This is a genomic window from Larkinella harenae, from assembly GCF_054780515.1.
The window spans coordinates 249,865-267,681 of the sequence record NZ_BAAGWE010000001.1; the positions used below are offsets into that span (position 1 = coordinate 249,865).

Consider the following 17,817-nt stretch of genomic DNA (forward strand, 5'->3'; position numbering starts at 1 on the left):
TTAAAATTTCAGATTCTGCACCCGCACGGCGTTCAAGATGGCCAGCAGGGCGACGCCTACATCGGCGAAAACCGCTTCCCACATCGTCGCCACGCCACCCGCGCCCAGCAACAGCACAATGGCCTTGACGACCAGTGAAAGCGTGATGTTTTGCCAGACGATCTGCCGCGTGGCCTTCCCGATTTTGATCGCCGTAGCAATTTTTGAGGGCTGATCTGTTTGAATCACCACGTCGGCGGTCTCAATCGTAGCATCGGAACCGAGGCCACCCATTGCGATGCCCACGTCGGCCAGCGCCACCACCGGCGCATCATTCACACCGTCGCCCACAAAAGCGAGTTTTTGCTTTGGATTACCCGCAAGTGCCTGCTTCAGCCGTTCCACTTCCCGAACTTTATCTTCCGGTAACAAATCGCCAACGGCTTCATCGACGCCCACATTTTGGGCTACAGCCTGCACCACCGCCGATTTATCACCCGACAGCATGACGGTTTTTAGCCCCATGCGATGCAGTTGCTTCACCGTGTCGGCGGCATCGTCCTTGGCCTGGTCGGCAATCGTGAAATACCCGGCAAACTGCCCGTCGATGGCCACCATCACCACCGTAAACGGAATGGCGGTCAGACTCTCTTCAAACAGTACGTTGAATTTGCGGAGCAGTTTGGCATTCCCAGCCAGCACGGTTTTTCCGTCTATGATTCCTTTCAATCCGTGTCCGGGGATTTCCTCCACGTTTTCCACCAGCGGCAATGCAGCACCGGACCGGGCGTAAGCAATAATCGCTGTGGCCACCGGATGGGTGGACTTGCCTTCCAGAGCTGCTGTCAACCGGATTAATTCCTGCTCCGAAATACCGTTCGTTTGTACCTCCTTCACCTTGAAAACACCCTGTGTCAGTGTACCGGTCTTGTCCATCACCACGGTTTTTACCTGCGTAATCAGGTCCAGGAAAACCGAGCCTTTGAACAGAATGCCCTGCCGCGATCCTGCGCCAATGCCACCGAAATACCCCAGCGGAATGGAAATCACGAGGGCGCAGGGACAGCCGATCACCAGAAACACCAGGCCCCGATAGAGCCAGTCTTGAAAGCGGTAATCCGCAACCAGAAGGTACGGCAAGACCGTAATCAAAACCGCCAGTGCGCAAATAATCGGCGTGTAAATTTTTGCAAAACGGGCAATGAACTCCTGCGTTTTGGCCTTGCGGCCGGTGGCTTCCTGCACCAGTTTCAGAATGCGCGACAGTTTGGAATCCTGGTAGAGCGTCGTCACTTCCATTTCGGCCAGCGTTTGCCGGTTGATCATGCCCGCCAGCACGTCCTCGCCTTTGTTGATGGTGCGTGGAACGCTCTCGCCGGTCAGGGCTGCCGTATCAAACGAGCCGGTTTCGGAGCGCATTTTGCCGTCCAGCCCCACTTTTTCACCCGGTTTGATCTGAATCACTTCGCCAATTTTTACCTGAGCAGCTTGGGTGGGAACGGTTTTTCCGTCGCGCAAAACCGTCACGGTATCGGGCCGTACGTCGAGCAGGGCTTTGATGGAACGGCGCGCCCGCAACACCGCAGCATCCTGAAACAGTTCGCCGACGGTATAAAACAACATGACGGCCACGCCTTCGGGGTATTCGCGAATGGCGAAGGCACCGATGGTTGCCACACCCATCAGAAAAAACTCGGTAAAAATGTCGCCTTTTACCATCTGGCGAACGGCCCGGCGCAGCACCGGCCAGCCCACGGGCCAGTAAGCTGCCAGGTACCAGAAAAACCGCCACGGATCGCGAAACCAGTCAGCGTAGTTGTCCAGCAGAATACCGCCCAGCAACAGCACCAGGCTGCTAATTGCCGGAACGTATTCCTTGACTCCTTCCCAGGCTGAATGCGCCTGGCCTGCACCGCTGGATTCCGTTGCAGAGGATTCGGTTTCGACCAAATCCAGCGGCTCATCATGATCATGGGTATGCCCGTCGTCGTGGGAGTGGTGGTGATGGGTTGCCATATCGCTTAGAGTTCGATGAAAAAGTTGAGGATACCGAGGGCAATCAGAATGCCGCCGGTGATTTGTTTTTCGTGGTGTTCGAGCCAGTGCCAGTGCAATTTTGCCAGCCCCCGAAACGATAAAGCTGTTAGCCCGACCATACAGCCAATTGTAACAGCCGTATAGGCAATGCTCAGTGTGGCAATGGCGGGCCAGCCCAGCGTTCCGGCGGTGAAGAAAAACGTTTCGATTTCCAGGCAGGGCGAGAGCAGCATCGCCAGCGCGAGTGTGCCAATGATTGCCCGTTTCGACCGACCGGACAATCCTTTCGGAACGTGTTCGTGGGCACTGTGTGGGTTATGAACCGCGAAATACACCAAACCCATAAAAATGAGGATGAGCGACGCAATCCAGCGGGTTTGATCTTCCAGCCGCTCCGACAATTCGACGCCGATTGCGCCGATCAGGACACCCAGGATAACCGTACTGAGTGTATGAAAAAAACCACTCAGGGCCGCCACGCCCAGCGTTTCGCGCAGGGTCCAGCTTTCGCTTCGTCCGATGAGGGCCACCGGGAGCCAGTGGTTTGGAATGGCCGCGTGAACGGCTCCGAGCAGAATACTCCCAACAAGCAGATTAAATAACATTTCTTTACGGGGTTAATGGACATGGCCGCCTGCTTCTTCCGAATTATTTAAAACCGAGTGCAGGTCGTAGGCACCGGCAACCACCACCTGCACGCCCTTTTTGACGTTCGATGGTAAGGTTACAGCCTGAAAACCGTTTTCGCTAACACCGGCCTGCACCGCAACGGGCCGAAACTGGTGGTGAACCGTGCCTTCGTGTTCCTCTTTTCCTTCATAAACAAAAACCTGCGAAACCGTTCCTGATTTAATCACCGCGCCCTCCGGTAAAGCGGGTTGCGGGGCCGATTGCGTTTCGATCAGGGCTTTCAGAAAGGTGCCGGGCCGGAGCGCGGCATCCGGTTTTTCGAGCGCGGCAAAGACCTTGACGGTGCGGTCGGCTCCGGTTTCGCGGTTGATGTACCGAATCCGTCCGCTGCGTTCCCGGTTCATGGTTTCGCTGTTTTCGCCAATGACCGACAGGCGTACCCGTTGGCCAACCTGCACCCGGGCAATATCACCTTCAAAAACCGTTAGTTCGGCGTAAAGGCCGCTGGTATTCATTAATTCAAACAAAATATCGTTGGCGTTGACAAACCGGCCCCGGTTAACGTTCACTTCCGTTACCGTACCTGTAATGGGCGACCGGACGGCAACGGTTCGGGTAATTTTGCCCTTTGCCAGCTCTCCCATCGACACCCCCAGCAGGGCCAGTTGCTGCCGCAATCCTTCGGCCCGGGAGCGCAGAATTTTCACCTGCGACGTAGCCTGTTGAAACGTTTTGAGCGTTCCCACATTTTCGCGGCTCAGCTCGCGCTGGCGTTCGTATTCCTGCTCCTGAAACTCGAGCTGGCTGGTAGTTTCAAGGTATTCCTGTTGCAGCCGGATGAACTCCGGATTCTCGAGCATCGCCAGCAACTGCCCCTGTTTGACAGCTTGCCCCGGCAGTAGCGGGGTGGACGTGAGAATGCCGCCGTAAGGCGTCGACACCGACACTTGTTGCTGGGGCGGTACATTGATAACCCCGTTGACCCGGATGAGGTTGCTGAGGGTCCGTTCTTCCAGGCTACCGAGCCGGATGCCAACAGTTTTGAACTGCTCGTCGGTTAGCTCCACCAGGCCTTCGGCGTGTTCCTCCTGCTTGTTGTGTTGTTCACCTTCTTCGTGCCCGCCTTCATTGTGCTGATGTTCGTGCGTTTCGGTTGCGGTATCTCCCTGACGCTTGCAGGCCGAAAAAAACAGGCCGACCGCCAGGAACAGGAGAAATAAATTTATTTTCAGACTATGTTTCATGGTTCCGTATTTCCCAGTAGGTATTCAAGATTAATAGTTGTTTGATTCAGGGCGTTCTGGGCTGCCAGATAACCCGTTTGAATCGTGCTTGCGGTGCGGAGATTCTGGAACAGCTCGATGTAGCCAATTTCCCCGGCCCGGTAGGCACGGTCGGCCTGCTGCCGAATCAGTGTTGCTTGTGGCAGCGCCGATTCTTCGTAGTAGGCCAGTGTTTCGCGGTTTTTCTGATGAGCTTGCAGGAGTTCCGCAAAAGCCCCTTCCAGGTTGCGCCGACGGGCCGCCAACTGGGCTTCGGTGCGTTGCTGGCCTAACTCAGCCGCCCGGACCCGTGCCCGCAACGGTTTGGCTACAATGGGAATCGAAATGCCAACCTGCCCGTACGTAAACCGATCGACGCCCGTATAAAGCCGGTCGTTTCCGTTGATTGTCTGAATGCCCCGCAGCGACTGGTTAACTACATTGAACGAGTAGTCGGGTTTAAGCCGGGAGCGCTCCACGTCGGTTTCGCGCCGGGCAATTTCAATTTGTTGCCGCAGTAGCGCCAATTCCGGATTCTGCGTCAAGGTCACTGAATCCGGTAGGTGAAGCGCGCGGGTTGTTAACACCGAATCCGTAATCTGGGGTAACTGGTCGGTGCCCAGCAACGTTTGCAGGCGTCGGGCCTCAATTTGCTGGTCGGCTCGGTTTTGAATCAGCGTCATCCGAATTTGCCGCGCTTCAACTTCGGCTGCTGTTTGCTCCAGCAGGTTGCTTTCGCCCGTACGTCGGCGGACCACCGCAGCCCGAACCAGCGTGCTCAGAAGACTGTCCTGGCGATGAAGCTCCCGGTGCAGCGTTCGTAAGTAAATCAGTTCGTAATAAGCGGATTTTACCTGAAAAGCCAGCTCCTGCCGGGTAACGCGGCTTTCGGCTTCGGCTCCGGTAATGCGGGCGTCGGCCAGTGACTTCTGGCTTCGAAGCAGGCCCGGAGCGGGCAGCCGTTGCCCGATTTGTAACGACTGATCGACATAGCGGCTGTTGTATTGCCCGGCTGTCACCACAATATCGGTTTTATCAATGGCCCTGGCCGTACCACTCAGCGCCTGTTGGTAATCCTGATTTAACGTTGCCACCCGAATCTGCGGATTGTGCTGGAAGGTTTGATTCAGCGCCCTTTCGAGCGAAAACGGACTCAAGGGGGTGTTGACCTGCGCGTGACTGGAAGTCGGAAAAGAGCTCAAACCCAGCGCCAGTAAACCCAACAGGGGCCACCAGCCTGCGGCAACGGTTTTTACGCTGGGGGTCAAGGATTGATCCCGTTTGCCGAAACGCTGTTCGACCAGGAAATACAGCACCGGCAGCACCAGCAGCGTCAATAAGGTTGCTGTAATTAAGCCGCCGATGACAACGGTGGCCAACGGTTTTTGCACCTCGGCTCCGGCTGTATTGGACAGGGCCATTGGTAAAAAACCGAGTGAGGCCACCATTGCGGTCATCAGCACGGGCCGAAGTCGGATACGGGTACCGCGGAGAATGGCCTCCTGCAAATCGGCGATGCCGCTGCGTCGCTGGTAATTGAATTCGGCCAGCAGCACAATTCCGTTCAAAACTGCCACGCCAAACAGGGCGATGAATCCGACGGCGGCTGAAATACTAAAGGGCATCCCACGCAGCCACAGCGCCAAAACCCCGCCGATGGCCGCCAGCGGAATAGCCGTAAAAATCAGTAATGCCTGCCGAAGGGAATGAAACGTCAGGAAGAGGAGCAGAAAAATAAGACCCAACGCCACCGGAACCGCTACCTGTAACCGTTGCTGGGCGTCGAGCAGGTTCTCAAACTGACCGCCGTAGGTTACGTAATAGCCCGTCGGAAACTTGATTTGCTGGTTGATTTTCTGCTGTAGCTCGTTCACCACGCTTTCCACGTCGCGCCCGCGCACGTTAAACCCAATCGTCAGCCGTCGCTTGGCGTCCTCGCGTTGAATCTGGTTAGGGCCAGGTACCAGTTCGATGGTGGCAACCTCCGAAAGCGGAATGGGTGGGCCGTCCGAGCTGGCGACGGTTAGTCTTTGCACGTCTTGTATGCTGCGACGGTTTTCGCCCGCCAGGCGAACCACCAGGTCAAACCGTCGTTCGCCCTCGTAGACCAGGCCAGCACTCTCGCCCGCGAAGGCCGCGCTGATGGTCCGGTTGACATCTTCGACCGATAAACCGTAGCGGGCGAGCGCTTCGCGGTCTAGTTTTACTACAATCTGGGGCAATCCCTGCACCTGTTCCACGTATAAATCCGTGGCTCCGTCGACGCTGTTGACCAACCCGCTAATGCGTTTCGAAAGCCGGGTTAATTCGTTCAGGTCTTCGCCGAAGACTTTTACGGCTACATCCTGCTTGACGCCCGAAATCAGTTCGTTGAAGCGCATCTGAATCGGCTGCTGAAACCCGAACGTAACGCCCGGTATGGATTCGAGGGCTTCGGCCATTTTTCCGGCGAGTTCATCCCGGCTCGAGGCCGAGGTCCATTCTGAACGGGGTTTGAGAATAACCATCATATCGGCGGCTTCAATGGGCATCGGATCGGTAGGAATTTCGCCCGCACCAATTTTGCTGATTACTTCTTTCACTTCCGGAAACCGTTGAAGCAGTACCCGTTCGGCCTGCGTGGTTTTGGCCACGGTCTGGCTCAACGACGAGCCCGTCAGCACACGGGTTTCGATGGCAAAGTCGCCTTCGTCCAACGTCGGAATGAATTCACCGCCCAAGGTTGTAAAAAGCCAGCCTGCACCCGCCAGCAGCACACCCGCCACGCTCAGAACCAGGGCTTTCTGGCGCATAACGCTCTGAATAATGGGATTGTAAAGGCGGAGAAAAAAGTCCATCATTCGGTCGGAGATGGTGCGCTGATTGGTTGCCTGCTTGTTGAGTACCAGCGCCGACATCATCGGTACGTATGTGAGCGAAAGGATGAAAGCTCCGGCAATGGCAAATCCAACCACCTGCGCCATCGGAACAAACATCTTGCCTTCAATGCCCGACATGGCCAGAATGGGCAGGTAAACAATCAGAATAATGATTTCGCCAAACGCGGCCGAGGTGCGAATTCGACTGGCTGACTCGAACACCTCCTGATCCATCTGAGCCTGCGTCAGGCGGTTTATTTTTCGTAAACCGAGGTGGTGAATGGTGGCTTCTACAATAATGACAGCTCCGTCGACGATCAGTCCGAAGTCAATGGCGCCCAGACTCATGAGATTGCCCGAAACGCCAAAAACCTGCATCATTCCGACCGCAAACAGCATCGATAACGGAATTACGGACGCGACAATCAGACCCGCCCGCCAGTTACCCAAAAACAGGATGAGAACGAAAATGACAATGAGCGCTCCCTCAACCAGGTTGCGGGTAACGGTATGGATGGCGCGGCCCACCAGCTCGCTACGGTCCAGAAAGGCATGGATATCAACGCCCTCGGGTAGTGTTTTGCGAATCTGCTCCATCCGGCTTTTAACCCGCTTAATCACCTCATTGGCATTTTCGCCTTTCAGCATCAGCACCAGCGCGCCCACGGCTTCCCCTTCTCCGTTGCGGGTTAGGGCACCGTAACGATTGGCCGAACCGTACTGAACGGTTGCCACATCACGGATCAGCACCGGAACACCGGCTTTCGTCCGGCGAATGACAATCCGGCCAATGTCGTCCAGACTGCCGACCAGCCCTTCGGAGCGGATGAAGTATGCATTGGGCTTTTTGTCGATGTACGCTCCGCCGGTGTTTTGGTTGTTGCGCGATAATGCCGTGAATAAATCACTGATGCCAAGGCCGTAGGAGCGGAGCCGGTCGGGATCAATGGCAATTTCGTACTGCTTCAGCAACCCGCCGAAGCTGCTGACGTCGGCCACGCCGGGCGTGCCTAAAAGCTGCCGCCGGACTACCCAATCCTGTAATGTGCGCAGCTCGGCCGGTGCGTACTTCTCGGTAAAGCCGGGTTTGGCGTAGATGACGTACTGGTAGATTTCGCCCAGGCCCGTGGTGACCGGTGCCATTTCGGGTTCGCCGGTTCCCGCCGGAATCTGGCTTCGAGCCGTTGAGAGTCGCTCGCTGATTTGCTGGCGCGCCCAGTACAGATCGGTCGATTCCTGGAAAACAATGGTCAGAACGGATAAGCCAAAGCGCGAAAACGACCGGATTTCGGCGATTTCGGGAATGGTTGCCATGGTCTGTTCAATTGGGAACGTAATGAGCCGTTCCACTTCCGGCGCGGCCAGCGCGGGCGACCGGGTAATGATCTGAACCTGGTTGTTAGTAATGTCCGGAACAGCATCGATGGGGAGCTGACTGAGCGAGTAGCTGCCCCAGATTACCAGCCCCAGTGTTATCAGGCCAATAATAAGTTTATTCTGAATGGAAAATCGGATGATGGAATCCAGCATACCGGTAGAAATATAAGATAAGAACGGTGAATGAGGCCCATTTTCAGGGGCAAGTAATGCAACCCAGTTGCATAGAATCAAGTGGGCGCATGTATCCTATCTTATCCGAGCTGGGGCGGTTGCCAGTAGGAAAGGGGAGTGGTTGGTAAAGTAGGCACGAAGGATTTGTACCGTGCAGAAGTAACCGAAACAGCCGCAAAGGCAAACTGAAAATCGTGACCGGGTGCCAGGGTTGTACCGCAACAGGCGCAACCGCAAAAAGGGGAGCAAAAATCGGCATCTTCATGATCACCGTTGTGCTGGTGGTCATCGATGGAAATTGTCACTGTTGCTTTTTTATCGGTGCGCACCTTCAGGCACCCGTCGGCGCAGGGCCAAACGGACAGAAACAGCAGGTGGGTGCTCATCAACAAGCAAATCAGGGACTTCATGCGGCAAAGCTATCCGAAAAAAACGTGCAACAGGTAGTCAAAAACCAGCTTCCCAGAAATAATATCATCATTACTTCTTAAACTCCTCTGGGGTGAAAGGTTTTGCACTTTATATACATTGTATGCGAACTCTCCTAGAATTGGCTAATTCTAAGAACTTAATTGCAAAAGTTTTGATTATACGGTTGAACGAAAATGCTTTAATTGCCAAAGAATAAAGTTATTTTTGCTGCTGTTATCCTTGAAGAAGAAAACTGAATACAACCTGAAATATTGACTTTTTTTAAGAATGAATTTTACGGTTTCTCAACTTTCATTACCCCGGCTTTCCACGCGTAGCATTCGTCGTGGAGCCGTGGGAACCTTGTTTTTTCTGCAAGGATTATCGTTTGCCAGTTGGGCATCCCGAATTCCGAGCATTCAGCAAACGCTGGGCTTATCGGACACGGAACTGGGCGGGGTTTTGCTGGCCCTTCCGGCGGGCTTGATGCTGTCGTTGCCAATGGCGGGCTGGCTAACGGCTAAAATTGGAAGCCGCAAAGTGGCCACACTGGCGGTTGGGTTTTACGCACTCGCGTTGTTGAGTCTGGGATTGGCTCAAAGCACTCCGCAACTGATGGCTTGTCTGTTTGTGTTCGGATTGGTTGGTAATATGGCCAACATTTCCATCAATACGCAGGCCGTTGGCGTTGAGGCTCTGTACAATCGTCCGGTTATGGCGTCGTTTCACGGGCTGTGGAGTCTGGCCGGGTTTGCCGGAGCCATGCTGGGGGCTTTTATGATTGGTGCGGGCATCGTGCCGTATCAGCATTTTGCGGCTGTTTTGTTTTTCGCGCTGGCCCTGCTCGCCGTCGCTTCCCGGTATATTTTACCGGAAGATGCTAACACTAATGCCGATCAGCCGATTTTTGCCAAACCCGATAAAACGCTGCTGACGCTGGGGATCATTGCCTTTTGTGCCATGATTTGCGAAGGCGCGATGTTTGATTGGAGCGGTATTTATTTCAAGAAAGTCGTGATGGCCAACAAGGCGATGGTAGGGGCAGGCTACACGGCTTTTATGAGCACGATGGCGATGGGGCGTTTTATTGCTGATTGGTTTGCCACCCGCTACGGATTAAAACGGACCTTGCAGGTAAGTGGTGTTTTAATTGCCGCTGGTTTACTGACTTCGGTTGCGTTGCCGTATTTGAGTACCGCTATTCTCGGTTTTTTTCTGGTCGGTTTCGGCGTGTCGTCGGTAGTGCCACTGGTCTATAGTGCCGCCGGAAAATCAGCGGTGATGTCGCCAGGTGTGGCTTTGGCCGCCGTTTCGACCATCGGTTTTCTAGGCTTCCTGATTGGCCCGCCTTTGATCGGTTTTGTGGCCGGTGCAACGAGTCTGCGCATCTCATTTACCATCATCGCCGGCATGGGCCTTTGTGTAGCCCTGATGGCTGGAAAGGTGAAAGGAGAGTAAAAGAACAGGAAGGTATAGAAAATAAAGAGGAGAAAGGCAGTTGCTGCTTTCTCCTCTTTGTCTTTGTACCGAAAAATTACTTCGTGAGCGTCAGTAACTTTTCAGGTTCGTCAGTGGTGATAAAATCGGCTTTACGCTCGAGCAGCCAGTTCATCATATCCGGATCATTGACGGTCCAGACGTTGACGGTCAGTTTTTTCTGGTGGGCTTCCTGAATCCAGTTTTCGTTTTTCTTCATCACATTCTGGTGATAATCCAGTCCGTATAAGCCGTCGGTGGCCAGTTGTTCTGGTGTTTTATCTCCGTTGAGGTAAGCGACGTTGGCCGATGGGTCCAGCTCTTTCACTTTTTTACAGACATCATAATCAAAGCTGATGTAGTCGACCAGCTTGCGGCCTTTCTGGGCTTTAACGGCCTGAACGCATTTGGTGGCCAGCGCCAGCGAGTGTTCCTTGCTGACTTTCGATGCTTTGATTTCCAGGATCAAACGGGTTTTCTTCTGTTTCAGGCCTTCTTTTAGATAACTTTCCAGCGTCGGCAACGATTCTCCGTTACTGAGTTTCAGGGCATTGATATCAGCGGCTGGAGCAGTTTCAAGATGGACGCCCTGGTACGTGTGATCATGATTGACAATCAGCACAGAATCAGCGGTCATGTGCACGTCGAACTCACTGCCGTAGCAGCCGAGTTTGATGGCCTCCCGCAACGACGCAAGGGAATTTTGTGGAGCGCCGGTATTTTTCCAGGCTCCCCGGTGGGCGATTACTTTGGTTTGGGCCATGCTCTGGAGAACAAAACTGGTGAGCAGCGAAACAACAAAGGTGGTCTTAAGAAAGACGGTTTTCATACGGTTTGGCGTAGGTGAACTTGCAAATGTAATAGAGAAGTCTTCAATGAACTGGACGCTGGCTAAAAATCGACGGTTCTTTACGAAAACATAATAAGGACTTGCCGGAATTAAGTGTACATTGGGTAACCCTTTCAACCCTAATTACTTATAAATATGTATGCACGTGTTATTCAGGTTCCGCTAAAGACCGGCACCATCGACGACGCTACGGCTTATTTTCGCGACTCGGTCGGCCCGGCACTCAAAGAACTTGACGGTTTTAAAAACAGCCGATTTCTTACCAATTCAGAAACCAGCAAATGCCTGATGGTAACGCTTTGGGAGTCGGAATCAGCTCGAACCAATGCCGAAACCAACGGTTTTCTCCAGGATGTGCTAAAAAACATGAAGGAGTATTTCGCCGGTCCGCCCACCATCGATTATTATGAGGTGAGCGTTCAGGTTTAAAAAAAGGCCGTTGAGCAACTCAACGGCCTTTTTTTATTTCGCCAGTTCGTTGACCAGCACGTCCAGTAGTTTATCTTCTTTCAAATCGAGCGTGTATTCCCAGAACATCGCGCCCGCCAGCCCTTTTGATTTGACATAATTGATTTTGTGCATCATCGACTCCTTGTCGGCGTAGGAGATGAACGTGCGGCTTTCCGGATTCCAGAGATAAGGCGCTTTGGCTTTGTCGTCCCAATACCTGGTATAGCCGTTTTTGTTGATGTAATTGGCTACCAGATCGTAATAGTTCGGACTCATGTGTTTGCCCGACGACGGCTGAAATAAGCCTTTGTTGACCGGATTGACGTCCGTCCAGCCGCGTCCGTAAAAAGGCAGGCCCAGTACGATTTTACGGGCCGGAACCCCCGCTTTGATATGCCCATTGACGGCATCATCCGAACTGTTGCGCGAGCGGTCGCTTAAATCCGACTGGTACAACGGGCTGTGGTGCCCGGTTTTTTTATCGTTGCCGTGGTACAGATCATACGTCATGATGTTGACGTAATCGAGGTACTTCTGCGCGTTGCCCAGTTCGGTGTGGTTGACAAAAGCCGTATCGCCCCCGGTGGCTGCTGTCAGCAGATAATGGCGGGCTACGGGGCGTTTGTCTTTCTTGCCTTGTGCGTCAAGCTGCGTCCGTAATTCCTTCAGTAACAAGGTGAAATTTTGCTTGTCAACCGGCCGGAAAATGTTGTTCTCGCCAATCTGATCGGGGTATTCCCAGTCGATGTCAACCCCGTCGAGCCGGTGTTTCTTCATGAACGAAACCGCACTACGGGCAAATTTCTTACGGGATGCGTCGGTCAGGGCCGCGTCGGAGAAATACCGGCAACCACCCCAGCCGCCAATTGAAATCAGGATTTGCAAATCTTCGTTGGCGGTTTTCAGGGAGTTGAGTGTTGCCAGATTGGCCGAGTCCCGCGCTTTAATTGGAGCCAGTTCACCGTTTTGGGCTGGCACGGCAAAAGCATAATTGATATGCGTCAGCTTCTGAACCTCAATATCATTTTTGGTCCAGCCGCCCCCACCCACATAGCCAATCAGAACGTATTTTTTCGGTTTGGATTGGGCCAGAACGGTTTTAGGATGACCAATGAATTGGCCCAAAAGGGCAATAAAGAGGAAAAAATGAAATCGTTTCATCGCAAGGTTAGCAATTGTATTTGACGGAAAAGCTGTAAAATTAGCTGCCATGACGAGACCCGCAAGCTGGCTCTGGCTGGTGGCAGAATCTTCATTGGAACATTACACAAAAACTTGCCGGATTGATGATTCTTTCTCGAAAACCGTGTGGATAGGAGAGGTGTCGGATGGGGTGAATAGCGTTGCCACAAAGAAAGCCAGACGACGTTAGTCACCTGGCTTCTGATTTCACTCGAATTGTAAGGATATTTCACGTTTCCGTCAACATCCTTACTCGAGCGAACTATGCTTATAAAACACGAATGCGCGCAAATTGTTTTATGATTTGAAAAATATACCGCAAAAATTTTCAGTTTTTTTACTCCAACCCAGTCTGGGATATTTAGTTATTCAGCCACGGCGGGTTGGCTCTTTTGCTTCTCATAATTTGCCGACAGCAATTTGTACGACGCCGACCTCATGGCAATTATCGTGATGATCAGTCCAATAAGCCCGGTAACGCTGAATAAAAGGGCGAGTCCCCGGTCTTTTCCTGTTCCAAACCACGCCCCAATTAGTTCGACGCCCGCACCGGTTGTCATGAACGGAATAAAAATCAGTTCCGCAATGGGACCAATAACGAATGCGGTAATCGGGGAAGCCGCCTGCTCAACGCTCTGGGCAAAACCAAAAACCCGCCCCTGCCGTTTGGGCGGAACCAGCTTCTGAATGATGGTTTGCTCGGCCGCTTCCACCACGGGAATCAGACACATGTAGATAAAAAGGCCGGCCGACAGCAGCACAATGGAAGCCTGAACGGTGAAAAACATTGAAACGGTCCACATCACGATGTTGGCCAGAAAGAGCGTTCGCAAGGGTTTGGAACCGAGCCCTTTCCGGGAAACGACCAGACCCCCAACAATAAAACCGAGACTCAAAACGCCCCAGAGTACACCCCATACCTGCACGGAAACGAGCGACAAACCGTAGGCATCCATCAGAGACATGTACACCCCGCCCAGGAAGTTGTTGAGTGTATTGAAGAAAATCAGCGCCAGCAGGCCCGGCATTTGCTGAACGGTTTTGAGCGTTCCCCGAATGTCGAGTCGTTTGCTGTTGTCGGCATCCTGGGTATGGACGATTTCCGGTTCGGGGATCGAGATTGTCCAGAGGTGAAAAATAACCAGTGCGGTCAGAATCAGCGCCAGCACCAGCAGCCAGAATATCCCCAGAAATGCAACGGCCATGCCGCTGAACAGCGAGGCTACCAGAAATGACACGCCGTTGGTGGTGCCAATTAATCCGTTGGCCTTGTCGCGCTCATCTTCAGGAATGAGCATGGTCACCAGCGTTGAAATTGTGATGGTGCGAATGTTGCCGGCAATGGCCCCCAGTAGTCCCAGCAGAATAAACACCCACAAAACGGGGCTGGACGGATTGCTGAAAACCGTCGAGGGTGTGACACTGTAGATCCCTAGCGCGAGCGCGTACAACACCAGTGAGGAAATACTCGACACCATCATGGAAACCTTTTTGCGGTAATGGTCGACCAGGGAACCCAGAAAAAGGCCGGAGAAAGCGACCGTTGTTAGGTAAATGCCCGCCATGATCGAGGTAGCAACCACCGATTTCGTTTCAAGATACAGCCAGAAGGTTAGTGCAAACCAGACACACGAATTGATCAGCGAAGCCGTCAAGGTGTTGACCAGCAGGGCATAAAAGCGGTGATTCATGATGGGGAGGTATTTGTTGTTCAGTTGGGGCAAACGCAACGATGGCTGCTATGTAGGTATACACAACAGCCATGATAATAGTTTGGATGGCTACAATTTAGTAAGCCGTGCGCAGGGGGTTGGAGGCTTGCAGGCCGGATGATTCGGCCGCCGTGATGCGCTGTTTCTTGAGGTAAAAGATGTAGGAAGCCGCCCCCAGGCCGATAAATAACAACATCGGAAGCCAGTTTGTCGACGTTTTGCCGGCACTGTAAATGCAGTACGTGGCACCCACCAGGTCAATAAACAACCCGGCGTAGGCCCACTCCTTGAGCCGCGGATAACCAGGTACCAGGATGGCGATCACGCCAAACAATTTGGCCCAGCCTATAAACGGAACCAGATAAGCCGGTAAGCCCATCTCGTTAAAACCGTCCACCGACATTTGATCCACCAGAATGTTAGGAATCGCCGAACCGAGCATAACAAACGAAAATAAACCCGTAAAAACCCAGTACAAAATTTTCGTCTTTTTCATGGTAGTAAGATTTGCTGTTTGGTTAATTAACAAGACAAATTTACCCGCCCTTTCTGACTTAAAAGGCGGGTGAAAACGGCAATTTCAGGGGGTATTTACGACAAGTTTCAGAATCGTCAATCAGAGTCATAATCAGGGCGTTGTGGAGATCAGCGCAGCATAGAGCTGGCCGCCAAACCGCGAAGGTTGTTGGTGCAGCTTTTCAACGGAGCCGTAACCGATTTGGGAGCACAAACGAACCAACGAAACAAAGCTGATTGGGTAGGGCACCCAGGTCGGCACCGGCGTGTCGGTGTCGTACTCAACAAGCAAGAAATGCCCACCCGGTTTTAGGTAAGAGTTTAGCGTAGCGAGCAGATCGGTCTTGTTCTTAGCGTAATGAAACGAATTCGCCATCAAAATACCGTCCAGGGCAGGCAGGGCCAGGTCATCGCGTACAAAGTCCTTCTCCATCGGCACCAGTTCGACGCCGTTCGGCTGCTTTTCGAGCTGTAGGGGGTTGGTGGTATCAATGGCGTAAATCTGGCTGCCAGCTGTCAGGTAATGTGCCAGTGCCCGCGTAAACAGGCCGGAACCGCAACCCAGATCAGCCCAAATGCTGGGCGTTGTGGAGTGGATTTGTTCGGTTTTTATTAGTTGAATAGCGTCAGTGAGTTCCATCGTGTAAGAATTAGGATGGGTTCAGACCATTTAAGCCCGATTGAGAGCCTGAAAAACCGCTAGCGCATTCACACCCGCGTGTACCATCGCCAGATAGCCGTCCGGATGGTATTCCAACCGAATAAAGGAAGATGGTCGTGTATTGGGAATGATAACGATTGGTGAACTAGCAAAACCGCTTTCCTGGTGATACAGATGCTCGTGGAAAACCGTTTGCGGCTGAACGTGCGCCCGAATGGCCTTCAGAAACAGGGCGTCCAGCAAAACCGTCGAGTCGGTGTCGATGGTTTGCAAACAGTTTTATAACCGCTTCTCCAGCTGTTGCAGCACTGGAGAAGCGGGATTTAAGGTATAAAAACGTCAACGAAATGGGTCAGTTCGGTGTCATTTCACCGTAAAGAGCTTCAAACAAACCGGCGCGGGTACTTTTACCTGCGTACCGGTCGGGGTTAACTTACCGGTTTTGCCGTCAAGTTTGTACACCACAATGTTGTCGGTGTCCTGGTTGGCCGTAAAAACGTATTCGCCTTTGGGATCGACCAGAAAATTGCGGGGCGTTTTCCCTTCCGTCGACTGCTGATCGATCAGCGACACTTTTCCGTCTTTGGCAATCGATAGAATGGCCAGGGAGTTGTGGCCCCGGTTGGAATGGTACAGAAACTTGCCGCTGGGGTCCGTATGAATGTCGGCGCTGGTGTTTTTGTCGGTAAAATCAGCCGGAAGCGTCTTGACGTTGTCCTGAAGCAGTTTCAGAGCGCCGGTTTTACTGTCGATGGCGAACGTGGCTACCGATGAGGTCAGCTCTTCCACCAGGTACAAAAACTTGCCGTTGGGATGAAGCGCGATGTGGCGTGGGCCCGAGCCGGGCGAAACGCTGGCGTATGGGGTGGCCGCCGGTTTTACCTTGCCCGAGGCTTTGTCAAACTCATAAATATACACTCGGTCGGTGCCGAGGTCACAGACGTACACAAACCGGTTGTTCGGCGAAACCGTGGCCGAGTGAATGTGCGGTTTTTCCTGGCGTTGGGCGTTGGTGCCTTTGCCTTCGTATTTGAGCGTATCGGTGGCCAGGCCCAGCTTACCATCGTTTTGAATGGGTAAAACCGTAAACGTGCCACCCCCGTAGTTGGAAACAAACGCCAGTTTGCCCGTCTGATCCACGGCAATATGGCAAGGCCCGCGCCCGTGCGACGACTGCTGATTCATCATTGTCAGCTTACCGGTTTTGGGCTCGATGGAATAAGAGCTGACTCCGCCGGAGTTGGCGGCTGCTTCGTTGACGGAATATAAGTAGTTGCCGCTGGGGTGGATGGCCAGAAACGACGGACTTTTGGCGTTGGAAACCGTCTGAATCTGGCTCAGAGAGCCCCTAGCACGGTCGAATTCCAGGACGTAAATACCTTCGCTGCCCCGCGTCGAATAGGTGCCGACGTAGATAATTTCTTTCGGCGATTGGGCGTGAACCATAACACTAAAAAGGAGGGCGGTGATTAAGAATAGTTTTTTCATCAGTCAAAGAAAATGGGCTGGTCACAAAACTAACAAAAAGGACAAGCCTTGGGGCTTGTCCCGGGTTTTTACTTCCAGAATGGTCCAGAAACCTCAGTTTTTTACAAATTCGGCGTTGGCCCGAAGTGCCACTTCGTCGCTGACAATGGCGGTGGCGGTTCCGGATCCGATGCCAAAATCGGAGCGTTTGAGCTCACCGGTAATTTTAAATCCGGCAATGTCTTTTTTATTCATCGGATGCTGAATCGGGCCGTTGAGCGTTACATCCAGTGTAACGGGTTTGGTCACGCCGTGCATCGTCAGGTTGCCGGCCACTTTGTATTTTTTACCTTCCACTTTCTGAAACGACGTGCTTTTGAAGGTCAGGGTTGGGAATTTGGCCGCGTCGAAGTATTTGTCACTTTTCAGATCGGCGTCACGCCGTTCGTTGTCGGTATCAATGCTGTTTACATCGGCGGTCAGTTCCACTACGGCATCTGTAAAATCGGGTTTGGAAGAGGTAATCTTGGCGTCAAAGGTTTTAAAATTGCCATCGACTTCGGAAACCAGCAGGTGAGTAACCGTAAAACCGACTTTGGCGTGAGCTTTGTCAATGGTCCAGGTTTGGGCAAACGCTGTGGCCGATGCGCACAGAAAAGCGAAAAACAAGGTGGCTTTTTTCATGCTATTTCAGGGTTTGGTTAAAAAAATAATAGTTTTTCAGCGTTTAATGATAAGTAAAAATAGTTGTATTCCCTTGACGGTGAACACTTTT

General features: G+C 52.8%; 15 protein-coding genes. 2 read left to right on the forward strand and 13 right to left on the reverse strand.

Annotated features, from left to right (window positions below; translation table 11 throughout):
• The 5 genes from ACYVH9_RS01040 to ACYVH9_RS01060 form a co-directional block, all read right to left on the reverse strand.
• Nucleotides 1-1,995: a heavy metal translocating P-type ATPase gene (locus ACYVH9_RS01040; protein ID WP_460634428.1), complete on the reverse strand. Its 1,995-nt coding sequence runs from the start codon at nt 1,993-1,995 to the stop codon at nt 1-3.
• A 5-nt stretch (nt 1,996-2,000) separates the two neighbouring features.
• Nucleotides 2,001-2,621 (reverse strand): hypothetical protein, encoded by a 621-nt coding sequence (locus tag ACYVH9_RS01045; RefSeq protein WP_460634429.1) that lies wholly within the window; start codon nt 2,619-2,621, stop codon nt 2,001-2,003.
• Nucleotides 2,622-2,633: 12 nt separating this feature from the next.
• Nucleotides 2,634-3,890, reverse strand: a complete 1,257-nt coding sequence (locus ACYVH9_RS01050) for an efflux RND transporter periplasmic adaptor subunit (RefSeq protein ID WP_460634430.1) — start codon at nt 3,888-3,890, stop codon at nt 2,634-2,636.
• On the reverse strand, nt 3,887-8,296 hold the full coding sequence (locus ACYVH9_RS01055; protein ID WP_460634431.1) for a CusA/CzcA family heavy metal efflux RND transporter: 4,410 nt from the start codon (nt 8,294-8,296) through the stop codon (nt 3,887-3,889). The genes ACYVH9_RS01050 and ACYVH9_RS01055 overlap by 4 nt, the downstream gene beginning before the upstream one ends.
• 101 nt (nt 8,297-8,397) lie before the next feature.
• Entirely contained in the window at nt 8,398-8,727 is a 330-nt protein-coding gene (locus ACYVH9_RS01060; protein ID WP_460634432.1) for a DUF6660 family protein, read from the reverse strand.
• A gap of 289 nt (nt 8,728-9,016) precedes the next feature.
• On the opposite strand from ACYVH9_RS01060, the gene ACYVH9_RS01065 reads away from it, so the two are divergent.
• Entirely contained in the window at nt 9,017-10,186 is a 1,170-nt protein-coding gene (locus ACYVH9_RS01065) for an MFS transporter (protein ID WP_460634433.1), read from the forward strand.
• A 76-nt stretch (nt 10,187-10,262) separates the two neighbouring features.
• Here the strand turns inward: ACYVH9_RS01065 and ACYVH9_RS01070 are convergent, their stop codons facing one another.
• Entirely contained in the window at nt 10,263-11,033 is a 771-nt protein-coding gene (locus ACYVH9_RS01070; RefSeq protein ID WP_460634434.1) for a glycerophosphodiester phosphodiesterase, read from the reverse strand.
• Nucleotides 11,034-11,189: 156 nt separating this feature from the next.
• Between ACYVH9_RS01070 and ACYVH9_RS01075 the strand changes: the two genes are divergently transcribed.
• Complete coding sequence (locus ACYVH9_RS01075) at nt 11,190-11,483, forward strand: antibiotic biosynthesis monooxygenase family protein (protein ID WP_460634435.1); 294 nt, start codon at nt 11,190-11,192, stop codon at nt 11,481-11,483.
• Between the two features lie 33 nt (nt 11,484-11,516).
• On the opposite strand, the gene ACYVH9_RS01080 is transcribed toward ACYVH9_RS01075, so the two are convergent.
• From ACYVH9_RS01080 to ACYVH9_RS01110, 7 genes are all read right to left on the reverse strand, one after another.
• Entirely contained in the window at nt 11,517-12,665 is a 1,149-nt protein-coding gene (locus tag ACYVH9_RS01080; RefSeq protein WP_460634436.1) for a glycoside hydrolase family 18 protein, read from the reverse strand.
• A gap of 386 nt (nt 12,666-13,051) precedes the next feature.
• Entirely contained in the window at nt 13,052-14,377 is a 1,326-nt protein-coding gene (locus ACYVH9_RS01085) for an MFS transporter (RefSeq protein ID WP_460634437.1), read from the reverse strand.
• Between the two features lie 97 nt (nt 14,378-14,474).
• Nucleotides 14,475-14,894 (reverse strand): DoxX family protein, encoded by a 420-nt coding sequence (locus ACYVH9_RS01090; protein ID WP_460634438.1) that lies wholly within the window; start codon nt 14,892-14,894, stop codon nt 14,475-14,477.
• Between the two features lie 132 nt (nt 14,895-15,026).
• Entirely contained in the window at nt 15,027-15,554 is a 528-nt protein-coding gene (locus ACYVH9_RS01095; RefSeq protein WP_460634439.1) for a class I SAM-dependent methyltransferase, read from the reverse strand.
• 30 nt (nt 15,555-15,584) lie between these two features.
• Entirely contained in the window at nt 15,585-15,848 is a 264-nt protein-coding gene (locus ACYVH9_RS01100) for a hypothetical protein (RefSeq protein ID WP_460634440.1), read from the reverse strand.
• Nucleotides 15,849-15,938: 90 nt separating this feature from the next.
• On the reverse strand, nt 15,939-17,063 hold the full coding sequence (locus ACYVH9_RS01105; RefSeq protein WP_460634441.1) for a lactonase family protein: 1,125 nt from the start codon (nt 17,061-17,063) through the stop codon (nt 15,939-15,941).
• Nucleotides 17,064-17,156: 93 nt separating this feature from the next.
• Nucleotides 17,157-17,726: a YceI family protein gene (locus ACYVH9_RS01110; RefSeq protein WP_460634442.1), complete on the reverse strand. Its 570-nt coding sequence runs from the start codon at nt 17,724-17,726 to the stop codon at nt 17,157-17,159.
• Nucleotides 17,727-17,817: the final 91 nt, after the last annotated feature.

Coding starts and splice junctions, on each gene's coding strand:
- ACYVH9_RS01040 (WP_460634428.1), bottom strand. CDS start 1,995: ATGGCAACCCATCACCACCACTCCCACGACGACGGGCATACCCATGAT.
- ACYVH9_RS01045 (WP_460634429.1), bottom strand. CDS start 2,621: ATGTTATTTAATCTGCTTGTTGGGAGTATTCTGCTCGGAGCCGTTCAC.
- ACYVH9_RS01050 (WP_460634430.1), bottom strand. CDS start 3,890: ATGAAACATAGTCTGAAAATAAATTTATTTCTCCTGTTCCTGGCGGTC.
- ACYVH9_RS01055 (WP_460634431.1), bottom strand. CDS start 8,296: ATGCTGGATTCCATCATCCGATTTTCCATTCAGAATAAACTTATTATT.
- ACYVH9_RS01060 (WP_460634432.1), bottom strand. CDS start 8,727: ATGAAGTCCCTGATTTGCTTGTTGATGAGCACCCACCTGCTGTTTCTG.
- ACYVH9_RS01065 (WP_460634433.1), top strand. CDS start 9,017: ATGAATTTTACGGTTTCTCAACTTTCATTACCCCGGCTTTCCACGCGT.
- ACYVH9_RS01070 (WP_460634434.1), bottom strand. CDS start 11,033: ATGAAAACCGTCTTTCTTAAGACCACCTTTGTTGTTTCGCTGCTCACC.
- ACYVH9_RS01075 (WP_460634435.1), top strand. CDS start 11,190: ATGTATGCACGTGTTATTCAGGTTCCGCTAAAGACCGGCACCATCGAC.
- ACYVH9_RS01080 (WP_460634436.1), bottom strand. CDS start 12,665: ATGAAACGATTTCATTTTTTCCTCTTTATTGCCCTTTTGGGCCAATTC.
- ACYVH9_RS01085 (WP_460634437.1), bottom strand. CDS start 14,377: ATGAATCACCGCTTTTATGCCCTGCTGGTCAACACCTTGACGGCTTCG.
- ACYVH9_RS01090 (WP_460634438.1), bottom strand. CDS start 14,894: ATGAAAAAGACGAAAATTTTGTACTGGGTTTTTACGGGTTTATTTTCG.
- ACYVH9_RS01095 (WP_460634439.1), bottom strand. CDS start 15,554: ATGGAACTCACTGACGCTATTCAACTAATAAAAACCGAACAAATCCAC.
- ACYVH9_RS01105 (WP_460634441.1), bottom strand. CDS start 17,063: ATGAAAAAACTATTCTTAATCACCGCCCTCCTTTTTAGTGTTATGGTT.
- ACYVH9_RS01110 (WP_460634442.1), bottom strand. CDS start 17,726: ATGAAAAAAGCCACCTTGTTTTTCGCTTTTCTGTGCGCATCGGCCACA.